Source organism: Proteiniborus sp. DW1, assembly GCF_900095305.1.
Lineage (GTDB): Bacteria > Bacillota > Clostridia > Tissierellales > Proteiniboraceae > Proteiniborus.
Genome location: NZ_FMDO01000044.1, coordinates 179,507 through 194,914 on the forward strand (window position 1 = coordinate 179,507; position 15,408 = coordinate 194,914).

Sequence of the window (15,408 nt, forward strand, 5' to 3'; positions counted from 1 at the left end):
TTCCTATACTAATATTCTACACCATATTACAAAATTAATTAAGTTACTATTTGATTACAAAAAGATGACAGAATAAATCGTATCCTGTCATCAAAGCAAGTTAAAAATGAGTAGTTATGACATAATCATCTCCCCATTCATAACTTTCATAGTCAATGTCTATAGTTGGAGCATAACTCTCTATCTTCTTATTTATTATTACTTTTACTGAACCAATATTATATACATTGTCATCATCTTTTGGCTCATCCAGAGCCAAGTCAAATATTACCCCTGATCAGCTTCTTCTATAGGGAAAAATCCTTACTGTTTTTCCACTGAACTCTTGTTCTAACCGTTCTTTTGCTTTGTTGGATATGCCAAACTCCATATTAATCACCTCTTTATAATTATTCCCCTTGGCTTAGATGAATAAACAAGTATTAAGACAGCAATTTTCTTTAAAAAAAATGATAATTTTTTGAAACAAAACCTGATGATAATTGTTTAGTATATGAGTAAGTACATAAATAATATAATGGAGGTAATAATCATGCATAAGAAAATAATGAGTCTGGTTCTTGTTATAATATTAACTCTGTCATGTATAGTATTAGCTTCTGCAGAAAAACCTATGCCTACCTCTTTGGAAAGGCCTGAGAGTCTAACAGTAAGAGATAATGGAGGAATATTGGAGGTCCGTTGGACTAATCCTAAAAGCATTGTTCAGATAGCTAACGATGCAAATGATCGAACATTTGAATATTATGCAAATTTGGTTTATGTGTTTGATTGGAAAAAGAATGATGGTAATTGGAATATAGGTTTGACACGTAATGATCCAAATTTCAACGATGAAATCCATGGTTATTTTACAGAGTGGGTTCCAAATGGTGATGTAGATGGAATTCGTGTGCAAGACTGTTTTTTCACTACATGGCATTTTGATCCTAATGATGATGGTGAATTTGATTTAAAAAATAATACCTACTATTTTAGATTAAGGTATGTTCTCGAATCAGGTTATGACGAATTTGAAACCATTTATTCGCCTTATTCAGATGTATTTGCCATAGGAAAGAATGCAAACACTGCTAAGATTACTAAACTAGATGCTCCAAAGGACCTTAAGGTAGAAGTAAAGAAGGATAACAATAATAGACCATATTTCCAGCTTAACTGGACAATACCAGAATCTATAGTTGAAGCAAACAAACACATCCCTGTATATCATAAAATTGACTTTAAAGTAGGAGATGGGCCATGGCTTAAGGATACTGAATCATGGGAATGGATGCCAAGTGCTCCAAGTAGTCTATTGATGTCCTCTGATACTTTCGATCCAGTTGAAAAAAATTTAGTAGATAAGGTAGTAATTGAGGAAAACGTCTATTACTTTAGAATCATTTTTGAAGCTGAACCTACAACTTCTAATTATATTCGTTCTGACTTTTCAAATATAGCTTCAACTAAGGTAGAATCATATAGCAACGCTTCTAACTGGGCTAAATCAGAACTTGATAAGGCAGATGATTATGGTTTAATTCCTAGCTCTTTAAAGGGCGCTGACATGACAAAGCCTATTACTAGAGAGGAGTTTGCTGAACTTGCTGTAAAGCTTTATGAAAAAACAACTGGAAAAACTATAGAGCCAGCAAGCCCAAATCCATTTACAGATACAACAAATCCTGAAATCCTTAAGGCTTATAAAGTTGGTATAACAGCAGGAACTTCCGCTACTACGTTTTCTCCAAAAGTTCTTATTAGTCGTGAACAGTTAGCTACTATGCTCAGTCGTGGAATACGAGCTATGGTACCAGATGCAGATTTTTCTATTGATGGTGCTCCTACTTTCAATGATGAAAAGGATATTGCAGCCTATGCCCTTGAACATGTAAAATTCATGAGCAAGAACGGTATAATACAAGGTTCTAACGGAAATTTTATGCCTAAGGCCATAACTCAAACACAAATAGCGCAAGGGTATGCACAAGCTACTAGAGAGCAAGCTATAGCTATGGGTGTAAGAAGTTATGAGAAGTTCAAATAAAGTATAGAAAATAGTAAAGTCCTCTATTAGACTTCTCTTAATAGAGGACTTTTGCTTGATGTATTTTATCTTCCAAGACTCCTTATATTTTCAACTGGATATTGCTTAGTTATATTTTTGCTAGGTATATAATATATTAACACTGTTAATATAGAGAACACTGCACATATAGCTATATGAAGCATCCAAGGATATAGCCATAATCTATATGCAAATATGTCTTTGATATAATCTCCAGAGGTCATAGCTATTCCATCTACTGTAGCCATAGATGTCATAAACAGTACTACTAATAGTAATATATTAACAATTATTATTGATATCAGCCCATTAAGTATACCTAACCAAATATAATGCTTTGAAAACTGAGTATTCGTCACTCCAAGGGACTGTAATATTCCTATTCTATTTCTATCCTGCTCTAATTTAGATGACATTGTGTTGTATAAAATTATAAATGCTATAGTTGCTGCTGTAAACCCTAGTAATCCAATAATAAGCGCATTGTTAAAGGCTTCTTGATACAGTTTGGAATTGCTCGCCTTATAATTATATACAGTATATCCATTGCTATTAGCATAAGCTAATAGTTTTGAATCTAATACTACATCTTGCTCCCTAGAATCAGTATTTAAATACCAAAGAGTACGTCCGTACCTAGTCGGATATATCACATCTACGGCTGTCTTTCTTTCTTCTAAAGTATGGGGATATAGCCCAAATATAGAACCTGGATAAATAGACTCCATACCGTTCAATGAGCTAATAACCACATAAGGTGCTATACTATCAGAAAATGGCCACATCCCTTCTTTTGGAAAATAGTGTATGATGCCTCCAACTTTAACTTCTTTTGTATTAAAACTAATCACATAGCTTTCATTCACTATTTTCTCATCATTAGAAGACAAATAAACTGTATCGCCTGGTCTAATGTCTTCAAGCGTATCATAATATTTGCTATACCTGCTATCGTATGTGATTTTGTATGTACCACTTCGTTCAAGTAACCAGCTCATTCTGTTATTTTCATTTGTTGCAGCTATTACTTCATTTTCATTGAAAGGTCTTACATCAATATTAGTATTTTCTGAAATATACATTGGAACTAATAGTATAATCTCTTCACCCTTTGAAAACTTCTCCTTATCAACTACTCCTTTAGTGACGCTAAGGCTAAATCGAGAAAACAATTCGCTGTCTGGGTCTATTCCGTAGGTTTTAGTGTAGAATGCATCTTTTATCCACTCAGGCTCATTTTCATATGTCTTATCATAACTAACAAAATGCCTAGGTAGAAGACGTTGTGGTAACAGTTGTTCATAAGTTCTCAATAATTTATTTTCTTTGATTCCATCATACCATAGTAATGTTTGCTTTCCTACCTTATATACCTCTGTAGATTTAATCCCATCCATTGCTTTAAAATTTTCATCTACTTCTTTAATAACTCTACTTGTTTCACCATAATAAGTTTCAAGAGAATAGTCTGGTCTTCCATTGAATAAGACTATGTTCTTATAGTCATCAAAAGAAATATAACATAGTAGAACAGTTGTAAGCATTATAGTAATTGTGATGAAAGATATGCCAAAGGATATAAATGTTTTGCCCTTGTTCATTTTTATATATCTCCAATTAATATATCTGAAGGTTTGGCGTTTTACTTTTGCCTCATTATGGGCTTTGTGCTTAATTTTCTTACGCTTAGGAGGCTTTGACATAGTGCCTACTAGAGGTATTCTAGTAGCAAATAACATAGGTACTGCCATGCCAACAAACAGCGCCAAACATCCTGCTAATATACCAATGAAAAGAAAAGATGGAATCACATGAAACTGTAGATTTCTTCCTCCAAAAATATTCATTCCAAACACAATTAGAGCTGCCAGCCCAAATCCTCCAGGTATACCAACTAACACTCCTGTTCTCAAAAGATATAATCCTTCATATAAAAGCATCTTTATGATCTGTCCATTAGTAGCACCAATTGATTTCAAAAGCACTATTTTTCTAGCTCTTCTCTTCATTTGTGTTAAGAAAATTTGGAATATAGCTAAAGCTGTTGCTATAAATATAACCGCAATTATTGCTAAGGTTAGAACATACTCAGTTGAAGCAGTGGTTTCAGGATAAGAAAATCTATTTCTACGAAAATTATCAGTATTTATTTCCATCTTACTCTCTGTGTTCCCTTGTCCCTCTAAATAATTATCTCCCAAGTCATCTAACTGTCGCCTACTAAGTCCCCAATTCTCTGCTCTTTTAAACTCCGCATCTATTTCTTCATCTGTTAGTCCAAACATATATCTACCATACCACTCATTTACATCTATATTTAACTCTTCATTTTTCAGAGTTTCTTCTAAGTTGGAATATTTATTCTCCAACCGAGAATGCAAATTTTCCTTATTGGAATTAGAGACTAAAAACATATTATATCTCATTTTATAATTTGAAAAATCGCCTATTGTAGTATTGTAGAAAGCATCTGTAAAAGTCCTTGCTCCCTCTTCAGTTATAAAAGCATTAGTAGCCTTATGTCCTCCTAAGTCCCACTTATCAGTATAGGTTTGCAATATACCAGTTACAGTAAATTCCTTCTTAAGGATAATCTTCTGATTTCTTAAAAGCCCCTTTTCCCTTATTATTTCAGGGTTTATTTCATCTCCCATAAAGTAATAATTCACGTAATCATTGCTTCCTACTACTGTCACATCTCCTATTTGTTCAAAGGGAGTTTCAAGATGGCGGTGATGGTTAATATTATTCCAAAAATAATATTTAGAGTATAGTTTTCTTAACTCAGCCTCAGCTTCTTTTTCATCTGTAGGCAACTCTCCAACATTCTCCTCATAGTCTTTAACTAACCATTTTAACCCTAAGAAATTTACTCCCTCTACTTCTTTATTAAACCTATCAATAAACTCTTTGTTAAGACTTTTTATATAGTCTTTCATACTTCCATCCACTGTTTGAAATGCAATGGCAACCTGTACCTTTTGACCAACCTCTAAGTTAAGATTCATCTTGCTCATTTGGTTAAGCTCCAGCATTATTTCATCAGCCGTTTCTGGATAACGACCTTTATATAACGAAAATCTCCCCATTTCTATTAATTCTTGATTAAAAGACCCTACAACTCCGCAGGTATCTGATTCCCCAATGATTAAGCTCGCACCCACCTTATCTATCTCTGGCTCTTGTCTCAAACTATTTAAAACTTCCTCGTCTCCATTAAGATATGCTGCATGCCATTCTCCATATAAATCAAGTCTTTGCTCTAGCTTAGTTTTATCTGTACTAGCCTGAAATATAGTTGATGCCACAATAAAAATAAAAGATAATGTAATAACTAGTTTAAGCAAAAAAGTATCTCTTTTTCTTCCCTTTAATCCTCTTTTCGCAATGTCTCTAATTTTCATATGCTCCCCCTCATTTGAAGTTATTGCATAAATCCCCAACTTTCGTCTTATATATGTTTAAATTCATTTGCATCTACTATAGAAGAAATCCTTCCATCTGCAATAGTAATTATTCTATCTGCTTCAGCAGCTATTTCTAAATCGTGAGTCACTAGTATAATTGTCTGATTAAATTTCCTAGCAGATTCTTTTATTAGCCTTAGAACCTCTCGTCCTGTCTTTTCATCTAAGTTTCCAGTAGGCTCATCTGCAAGAACTATTGCAGGTTTAGAAACTAAAGCACGGGCAATAGCAACACGTTGTCTTTCCCCACCTGAAAGTTCATCAGGATAGTAGGATAGCTTCCCTTCAATACCTAAAGAAGTTATTACCTCATTAAAATGACTCATATCTGGTTCCCCACCATCTAAATGTATAGGCATAAGAATATTTTCCATAACAGTATGCTCTTGTAAAAGATTAAAAGCCTGAAATACAAAGCCTATACGTCTACGACGTAATACAGCTAGTTCTGAGTCCTTCAAATCAAATACACTCTTTCCTTCTAGATATAATTTCCCTTCAGTCGGCTTGTCCAACCCCCCTAGAATATGCAAAAGAGTTGATTTTCCAGAACCACTTTTACCTATAATAGCATAAAAGAATCCTTCTTCTATTTCCAAGTTTAAAGGTTTCAATGCATTAACCTGCAATTCTCCCTTACCATAAGTCTTTTCAATATTTTCTGTCCTAAGAATAATACCCATGTAAACACCTCCCAAGTTTTAAAGAATATAACACATACTACCTACATTATCAATATGTTGTTTTCAAAATTGCAGTAAAGCAATAAATCTTCCGATATTTGTGGTAATTTTCTAAATATTTAAAAATATTAATTTATTTCATCTTTGTAAAATATTCTTGATTTTTACATTAATATGTCTTAAAAACTTGAAAGTATTTTTCCTCCAAATCTTCTAAATGTCCAATTATATGTACTAAATCTTCTCCAAAATCATTTAAAGAATAATATATGGTTCTATCTTTAACGGGGATGCAATGGTGCAATGGGGACGGTTCTTTTTGCATTAATCAAGTTTTTTTGCTATGCCATGAATAGTCCCTCGACTTACATGTAATAATTCAGCAATTCTTCTGTGTGATAAATAACTATTCTTAAGAAGTTGTTTAACCGTATCTTCTAAAATATTTTTGTCATTAGTTAATGCCTTAATATCTCTTATATCATATTTCTTTAAAAATTTATCAATAATTTTTTGAGCTCTTTCTTCACGTTCTTGTTCTAAATCTTCACTAATTTCTAAAAATTCTTCTATTTCTTCTTCTAAATGAAAACTCTTGAAATACTCTATTGAGTATGAGAATAGACCTAGTATAAATTCTCGTTCTCTAGGACATACTAATTTATTTTTGCCTTCTATATATTCTTTGTAACTACTCCAATAATAATCATCTGTATTAATTGCTATCTTAGCTTTTACTGGATTATTATGTATATATCTCATAGCTCTTATTAGATACCCTTCTGAATCTATAACTTCACTTTTAAATCTATCTTGAAAAACATGCCCTACTCTTTCGTACTTAGAATTATAAAGTCCTGCAAATTTAATATTTATCCTTTTAAATGCATCAGTCATCTTCGGTAATTCTGAGTGTATTAACAAATGTACATGGTTATTCATTAAACAGTATGCAACAATTGAAATATTCTTTTTTTCTACTTGTTCCTGCAGTTGTTCAATAAAATACTTTTTTTCCGCAACTTTCGCAAATATCATTTCTTTATTATTCCCTCTCATCATTACATGATAATATCCTGTTGGGCTTTCTTTTCTTGCAACTCTTACCATATTATCACCTCAATAAAATATTATCATATTTTGGGAATTGTGCAATATAAATGCAAAAAGAACCGTCCCTAATGCATCCTATAAAAAAGTTACCATTTTTACTGAAATAATGTATAATATATATATAGGCTGTCGGTAATGTTAATCTTTTAAATTAATTTTAATGAAAAGTTTTAAGTACGAAATTGCAGCTGATTTAATAATCGGACAAAGAGTGACATTTAATTTCATTTTGTTTTATAGGAGGAATCAACTTGGAAGACATAAAAATGAAGCTTAAAACAATGAAGAAAAAAACAGATAAAAAGGGCAAAAAATTTAATTTTAAGAACATTAGAGTAAAGTCACAAATAACCAAAAAATTACGGAACAAGGATAATAGAAAAATTAACTTTAGAAGTATAAAAACTAAATTAGTTATTATTTTTTCAATTCTGATACTATTTTCATCTATCGTTATAGGCATGACTTCTATGGTATTTAGCGGTACAACTCTTACTAAAGAAGCTGAAAAATCTCTATTAGCTTTAGCAGTAGAAGGTTCTAAAGTAACAGATAGTAGGATTCAAACTCAATTAAAAGCACTAGAAACCCTTGCAGGGATAAGTGATATTCAAAGTATGGATTGGAGTTTGCAAAAACCAATACTTCAAGGACAGTTACATAGATTAAACTTTTACGACATTGGGGTTGTTCAGCCAGATGGAACTGTAAGTTATACAGATGGAACAACTATTAAACTGGGAGATGCTGAATATGTAAAAAAAGCTTTAAAAGGAGAATCAAACGTATCAGACTTGATAATAAGTCATACAACAAGTGAAGTTGCTTTAATCTATGCTGCTCCTATTGAAAAGGGAGGTAAAGTTGTAGGCGCATTAGTAGGTCGTAGAAGTGGAAACACCCTAAGTGAAGTTACAGATGATATGGGATATGGAAACGAAGGATATGCCTATATGATTAATAGCACAGGGACAGTAGTTGCACATCCTGACAAGAGTAGGGTTCTAAATCAATATAACCCATTTGAAGAAGAAAAAAATGATAAAACTCATAAATCAGTTGCAGAATTATTTGAAAAAATATTAGAGAAAAAAAATGGAGTTATCGGTTATTCACTTGAAGGCAGGAATATATATGCTGGCTATGCACCTGTTAAGGGTACTGACTGGATACTAGTTATTACTGCCAATGAAGGTGAAGTGCTATCAGCAATTCCAGCACTACAAAGAAGCATCATAATATTTACAGTTGTAATATTGATATTAAGCATTTTCATAACATACATAACAGGAAATTCAATTACAAAACCACTTATTTGGGCGGTGAAAGGCACAGAAAGAATTGCAAATCTAGATATTTCTCAAGATATTCCAGAGGCTTATCTTAAAAAGAAAGATGAGATAGGGGTACTAGCTAAAGCAATCCAAAGTTTAACTCATAGTCTTAAAGAAATCATCAGTGAAATCAATCATTCTTCTGAACAAGTATACGCTGCTTCAAAGGAGTTAACAACTGCTACGCAACAATCAGCTATTGCTGCAGAGGAAGTATCAAAAACAGCAGAGGAAATAGCTAGAGGGGCAGCGGATCAAGCACGAAATACAGAAGAAGGTTCAGCAAAAGCAATTCTATTAGGAGAGAGTATAGAAAAAGATTTAGAATATGTAAAAGAGCTAAATACAGCTTCAAATAAGGTATCTGGTGTAGTAAATGAAGGATTGAAAGAAATTGAAACACTATCTGAAGTAATTGAGGAAAGCAATAATGCAACAAAAGAAATACTCGAAGTTATATTAAAAACTAATGAAAGCTCCAACAAAATCGGACAAGCCAGTGAAGTAATTGCATCTATCTCAAATCAGACTAACCTATTAGCACTAAATGCAGCTATAGAAGCAGCAAGAGCTGGAGAGGCTGGAAGGGGCTTTGCAGTAGTAGCAGAAGAGATAAGAAAGTTGGCGGAGCAGTCTTCCTTATCTACTAAATCTATAGATGAAATTGTTAAGGAACTTCAAATCAATGCAAGCAATGCAGTAAAAACTATGGAGAGAGTTTCTACTATAGCAAATGAACAATCTGATAGTGTTATAAAGAATAAAGACAAATACATGTTAATAGCAGATGCGATGAAAGATACGGAAAAAGCTGTTGAAAAGTTAAACTCTTCAAGTAGAAAAATGGAAGTAATGAAAAATGAAATATTAGATACTTTGCAAAATCTTTCAGCTATAGCAGAAGAAAATTCAGCTGCTACCCAGCAGGTAACAGCATCTGTGGAGGAGCAGACCGCTTCTATCCAAGAGATATCAAGTGCTAGTGAAGGCCTTTCAAGTCTTGGAGAAGGTCTAAATTCAATTATTAGAAAGTTTAAAATGTAAAATAGGCTTATATCAAATCAAAGCACAATAAATTAATGAATTCTAAACTTTCCTATAAATTACAAATAAAAGACCCTTATGCTCGGCATATCAAAGATGGAGCATAAGGGTTTTTACCAAGATTATAATACAGCTATAGGTTTAAATCATGAGTCTTTATCAAGAAAACAGCAATTAAATATCTTGTTTTTATTTTTGCCCATATTTCTACTTGTTCCTGTAGTTTCCAATAAAATATTGTTTTTCCGCAGCTTTCGTAAATATCATTTCTCTATTGTTCCCTCTCATCATTTTGAGCTTTTTTCTTACAACTCTTACCATATCATTGCCTCAAAATATTGTTATATTTTAGGAGCTGTGCGATATAAATGCAAAAAGAACCGTCCCTAATGCACTTATAAATGCAAAAAGAACCGTCCCTAATGCACTTATCCCTAATGCACTTATGAGAGCTTTTTATTAAAATATAGATGTTGGGATCCTATTTTCTATAAAAAATCATCAATCACTTATTTATAAAAACTACCACAAATGCATTTAAAATGTTATTATAAAATAAACAATCGAGTTAAATTATTAAAAATTTTTTATTTTAAAAGGAGAAAATTATGAAAGATACATATATGGAGTTGCATTTTTCAGGAAAACATACTAAATTACAAAGAAATAAGTTTATGCTAGAATTATACGCTTATGCTATTAAAAGTAAATACTGTAGGCATGTGGAATTGTGTTTTTATAAGAGTGATTATAATAATATAGATAAATGTATTTATGATAAATTATTCGCATCTTATTCATTGGAAGATAGTAGTATAAGCGATACTCTGCTCAGCCAGTCAATTGATAATATAGAAGATGTTGATACTATTGGAAATAGTCAACTCAATGAGATAACTTTAACAGCTTTTATAGATTCTTTTTCATATGAAACTATGGAGAGTATTCAAGGATTAGGTTGGAATAAAATGATGTTGTATAAAGAAATACAGCATAAAGATTCTATCGTTATAGGAGCATATGACTACCAAAATTATATAGTGATATCGAATATAGACGAATTTGATGTTGAGAAAATTAAAGAAATGCTGCTCAATCATTTTAGTACTGAAATAGCAAAAACGATTACTCATATCGACTAAGCAATATTCTTACATAAAGAAATTTGACAAGCTATATAGAACTTCTTGTGCCCAAAGGATATATATATCAAACCATTATTAATTATAAAAGGAGGATGTGTAGTGGAAAATACCTACTATGTGAAAAAAATAAAATTAAAGTCATATTTAAAATCAATTAGCTTAATCTATTTTGTGCCATTAGCTATATTAAGTTTCTTTATAACAGTATTTTTTAAATCTATATTTGCTTTTGTCAGCCTAAGGCAAACGGTATTTATATATATACTATATATTTGTGTTCTTTATATTACTTTAATGCTTGGATCAATAATTTTTGTAGTCTTTTATAATAAATTTAATTCCAGAAAACTAAAAATACTTGTGACTTTACACGATGATATAGTTATTGAAGAAAATCATTCTAATCAAAATACTTACTTAAAAGCATAATATACCACTACAAATACATGTTTACAGAAAGCACAGATTATTTTGCATTACTAAAGTTACTTTTAATGTATTTTTACGAATTCTTCCAAGCCAAGAACCTAATTTTATAACTAATACCCAAGTAGTTGTTTTAGCTTTTATGATTATGAGGGAATGTTTTTTGATTCTACCAGAATAAAACTTCCCTAGTTAAAACTTGAATTGATTAAGTGTTCAATAGCCGCATATTTTTCTTTTTTTGTAGCTATTGTATATCTATATGTTGTATTTATATCACTGTGTCCTGCAAATTCTGCAACTGTACTAATTGATTCATGTACTAAAAGATCATGACAAAATTGATGTCTTAAAGTATGAGGATGAGCTTCCACTCCAGAAGACTTAGAATACTTCTTAATAATCTTAAATATACCTGTCCTTCCCATTGGTCCACGTTCCCCTATTATTAGTCTCTTGCTATCAGTATAAGGCCTTATTTCTAAGTATTCTATAATTGCCTTTCTAGCATCAGAATTTAAAGGTATTTCTCTATATTTTTCGCCTTTCCCGCTTCTAATTTTAAGTAACCCTTTCCTTTCAGATATTCTCATATCGTCTAGTTCTATATTACATAATTCGCTTACTCTGACCCCTGTGTTATACAAAAGCTCAAATATAAGAATGTGCATCTTGTTGTTTCCTTTATAAACTTCTCTTTTTAAGCGATAAAACTCATTTTGTTCTAATACCTCAGGAGCTGTTTTTTTATTCTGCACCGCTACTTTCTTTATAGCCGCAGCTGGATTATTTTTTACTATACTTTTGGCCATGCAAAAGTTAAAGTATGAAGAAATTCCTGAAAGCTTTTGATTTATTGTATTAGGAGCTTGTTTTTTAATATTAAGAAGATAACTTTTATATTCTTTAACATCAAGCTCTATAATCTCTCCTGGATTAAATTCTGAGCCAGTAGCTGAAGCTATAAACTTTTCAAAATCTTTTACTGTCCTTATGTATGCTTCTATAGTATTATCCGAATAATTACTCTGTCTAATTAATTTGTTTTTAAACTCTTCGATCAGGATCATGAACATCTTACCTTTCATTAAAAATTGATATATGAAAATATAAAAATTGAAAATATCATCTAAAAGTTTTATGTTGCCAGTTTTCCTGTAGTTATTTAATGCTTTTATATAAAAATCATATCAAAATATTATGAAACTAGCAACATAATGCATATTATGTTGCGGGTTTATGTTGCTACATTTGCTATAAATTGCTGACTTTAATAAGTTATAATTTATATGTAAATAGATAAAGTATTTAGATTAAAAAATTAAATGGTCATGAAATATTAACTACAACCTTTCATGACCATTTATTCATGTAAAAAACTAAATATTAAATTTTCAATTATTCTTTACTCTAAATGATGTTGTATATGAATTTACAAAATTGCTGTTATCCAATTTAAATTCAATTAATAGTTTATTTATATTTTCAAGATTCTTGAAGTTTTCAGGTAACACTACTGATTTTGCAAATCCTATAATATTATCACTTAGCTTTTGTAGTTTATCTTTAGTTAATATTCTAATATCTTTATGAGGAGAGCACGCATATTCAAAGACATTATTAGGATGTATCATGATTGGTGTACAATTACAGTCATTCTCCTCGTAATGCGTATCAAACCAAGTAATTGAACCGTTAAGCTGATTACAATCATGTTTATTTATTATTTCATTAGTAGCGCCGTTTTTACATTCAATAACCAAAAAGCTTAACTCACCAATTCTCCATAAAACGTCAGGACCCTTACCTACTTCGTTTTCTGGTCTTCTAGCTGTATAACCAATATAATACGCCAATTCTTTTAAAGCTTCTTCAAAACTCGGAGCAGTGTCAGGTATAAATACTAACTTCTCAACCAAATCGTATATTTTTAAGATATATGTATTTTCATTTAGACCCTTTTTGTTTATAAAACTAACAAACTGGCGACTCTGGCTTGAATATTTATCTAGCTTTTTCATATATTGAATTCCTTCAATAGGTTTCAAAACATGAATATTATCATTTATAGCAGATTTTAATGTTGATTGTGAACTTACTGGGTCAATATGATTTTCGTATTCTGCAAGTTGTTGCTTTAACCATCCTTTAAGATAATTATTTTCTATTGTATTAATATGTTCGAGTAAGATCTTAGTTGAATTTTGATAATCTCTTTTTTCTGCAACATCGAAAGCTTTTCTCATTGCAAGAAGTGTTGGGTTAATTTTCTTTGTTTTATCATATTCTATACTCACTAAGAATCTTTTGTTAGCTTTTATCCAATCTAGATTTCTAGTCAATAAGTAATCAATAACATTTATAATCTCATCAATACCTTTTCCTCTAACTTGCTCTGATATTTTTGAAGATAAGTCCATCTGCGCTTTTGTAGCGGCACTAAATTTATTTAAAGCACCTTCAGCATATAGTGTACTAGTTAGGTTTTTTCCCATTAAAAACACTACGCAATAATCTGTATTAGATCTTACGCCTCTTCCCATACCTTGTTCTATTTTTTGAATTTTTTCGTTTAAAATCCTTTCGCTCTCCAATAAAACACTCTGTTCAACTTTGTCATATTCACTTCTTGCATCAGGAAGTCCATCTATGACTAAAATCCTGCATGCAGAATCAGGTAAATCTATACCATCATATCTATTTACTAAGATTACCAAGCCAACATGTCCATTTTTAAGTTTCTGAATTCCAGTATGTAAATTACTTGAACGCAATACATCATCGGCTACATCATTCCAGTATTTAGCCCTATAATCTGATGGAACTATAACAATAACGTTATGAATCTTAGATAGTTCTTTAAATTTGTTTTTTAAATCATCATCTGTTAAATTAGTATTTATTTCTTGCGGTACTAGTATTAGTCTATCCCCTATATCATCAGCTCTTGCAGGGGTGATTATTTTATCAAGTTTTTCGATGTTTACATTAAAATGTGATACTAAGATACTATCATCAGCTAATGTAGCACTCATAAAAATCTTTCTTTTTGTATTATAAAAACTTGAAATCTTATGTATAGGTATGCTTTTAGGAGATATTTCTATTTTCTCTGTTGAAATAACACAATTGCATAGTTTAAAACAGTCCCTGATAAGTGGATAAGTAAACATTAAATTTTTACTTTTATTTTCTCTACGTAATATTTTATCTACATCCTCAATTTTGCTTTGCCACGCCCAATAAGGAACCAACATCCTTACTTGAGGGATACCTTCATCTATATCTAAAACTTTACTATCTGATTGTTGTTTTAGATCTTCTCTGAACAAATTATAAATATCTGAATATCTATCTTCATTTGCAGATATTTCAATAGTGAATTGTGATTCCGTAGTATTGAGACAGGCGTGTGCATCATCGATAACAATGCTTCCGATTGGTATATTTGTTCCATCTGTTCTCATTCCGAAAACAGATTTCCCATTAATAAGCTTATGAATTGTGGTTACTAATATAGATTTTCCTTTTCTAAAGTTAAAGTCATCTTCATCAGTCGTTGTTTCTATTCCAAGATTTCTAGCTTCGCTCATTACTTGACTTACTAAATATAAATCTGGAACTATATAAACAGCAGGACCTTTTTCTTCGTTCAAACAACTTTTTAATATCATTAGGCCAATAACTGTTTTGCCGCTACCAGTATTCATTTTAATAACATTGTACTCATTATCTTTTAGTTCAAACCATTGGTTCCATACCTCCGATTGAACGTCTCTTGGATAAGCATACTTCTCATGTTTTTCTGGCAGTGACATAAAAATTTCCCTTGGATGTAAGATTTTATTCGTAGAGTCAATATCCCCAATTTTACTGAAGTCTATAAACATTGCTAATCCCCCTTAATAAAAATTGTTATTTAAATATAGAATATTACCATTTATTATATACTAACATAAAACTGCAAAATTTGACAGTTTATCTTAAATTTGCAATAATTTTATTAATATGAACTGTAGTACCTTTAAAATCGACTTTAAAGTTATAACGGTATACAGAAAAGAATTAGCGGATAAATATGCTGAATAATTTACAATACAAATTGCTCTAGACATTTGTTATGTTTGGTTGCTAGAATGAAGAAAA

The 15,408-nt window shown here is 31.2% G+C and carries 9 protein-coding genes; 3 read left to right on the forward strand and 6 right to left on the reverse strand.

Annotated features, from left to right (window positions below; genetic code table 11):
* Nucleotides 1-100 precede the first annotated feature (100 nt).
* Nucleotides 101-259: a hypothetical protein gene (locus tag DW1_RS15580; RefSeq protein WP_159433589.1), complete on the reverse strand. Its 159-nt coding sequence runs from the start codon at nucleotides 257-259 to the stop codon at nucleotides 101-103.
* A 273-nt stretch (nucleotides 260-532) separates the two neighbouring features.
* On the opposite strand from DW1_RS15580, the gene DW1_RS11975 reads away from it, so the two are divergent.
* Nucleotides 533-2,029: an S-layer homology domain-containing protein gene (locus tag DW1_RS11975; RefSeq protein WP_074350852.1), complete on the forward strand. Its 1,497-nt coding sequence runs from the start codon at nucleotides 533-535 to the stop codon at nucleotides 2,027-2,029.
* Nucleotides 2,030-2,094: 65 nt separating this feature from the next.
* Here the strand turns inward: DW1_RS11975 and DW1_RS11980 are convergent, their stop codons facing one another.
* From DW1_RS11980 to DW1_RS11990, 3 genes are all read right to left on the reverse strand, one after another.
* A complete protein-coding gene (locus DW1_RS11980) occupies nucleotides 2,095-5,454 on the reverse strand; it encodes an ABC transporter permease (RefSeq protein WP_074350853.1) in 3,360 nt (1,119 codons plus the stop codon).
* A 47-nt stretch (nucleotides 5,455-5,501) separates the two neighbouring features.
* Nucleotides 5,502-6,200: an ABC transporter ATP-binding protein gene (locus tag DW1_RS11985; protein WP_074350854.1), complete on the reverse strand. Its 699-nt coding sequence runs from the start codon at nucleotides 6,198-6,200 to the stop codon at nucleotides 5,502-5,504.
* Between the two features lie 324 nt (nucleotides 6,201-6,524).
* The gene (locus DW1_RS11990; RefSeq protein WP_074350855.1) at nucleotides 6,525-7,310 is read right to left on the reverse strand and encodes a transposase; all 786 of its coding nucleotides are present in this window, start codon (nucleotides 7,308-7,310) and stop codon (nucleotides 6,525-6,527) included.
* Between the two features lie 254 nt (nucleotides 7,311-7,564).
* Between DW1_RS11990 and DW1_RS11995 the strand changes: the two genes are divergently transcribed.
* A complete protein-coding gene (locus DW1_RS11995) occupies nucleotides 7,565-9,691 on the forward strand; it encodes a methyl-accepting chemotaxis protein (RefSeq protein ID WP_242942494.1) in 2,127 nt (708 codons plus the stop codon).
* A gap of 608 nt (nucleotides 9,692-10,299) precedes the next feature.
* On the forward strand, nucleotides 10,300-10,833 hold the full coding sequence (locus tag DW1_RS12000) for a hypothetical protein (RefSeq protein WP_074350856.1): 534 nt from the start codon (nucleotides 10,300-10,302) through the stop codon (nucleotides 10,831-10,833).
* 617 nt (nucleotides 10,834-11,450) lie between these two features.
* On the opposite strand, the gene DW1_RS12010 is transcribed toward DW1_RS12000, so the two are convergent.
* Complete coding sequence (locus DW1_RS12010; RefSeq protein WP_074350858.1) at nucleotides 11,451-12,332, reverse strand: tyrosine-type recombinase/integrase; 882 nt, start codon at nucleotides 12,330-12,332, stop codon at nucleotides 11,451-11,453.
* 324 nt (nucleotides 12,333-12,656) lie between these two features.
* Complete coding sequence (locus DW1_RS12015; protein WP_074350859.1) at nucleotides 12,657-15,152, reverse strand: DEAD/DEAH box helicase family protein; 2,496 nt, start codon at nucleotides 15,150-15,152, stop codon at nucleotides 12,657-12,659.
* Nucleotides 15,153-15,408: the final 256 nt, after the last annotated feature.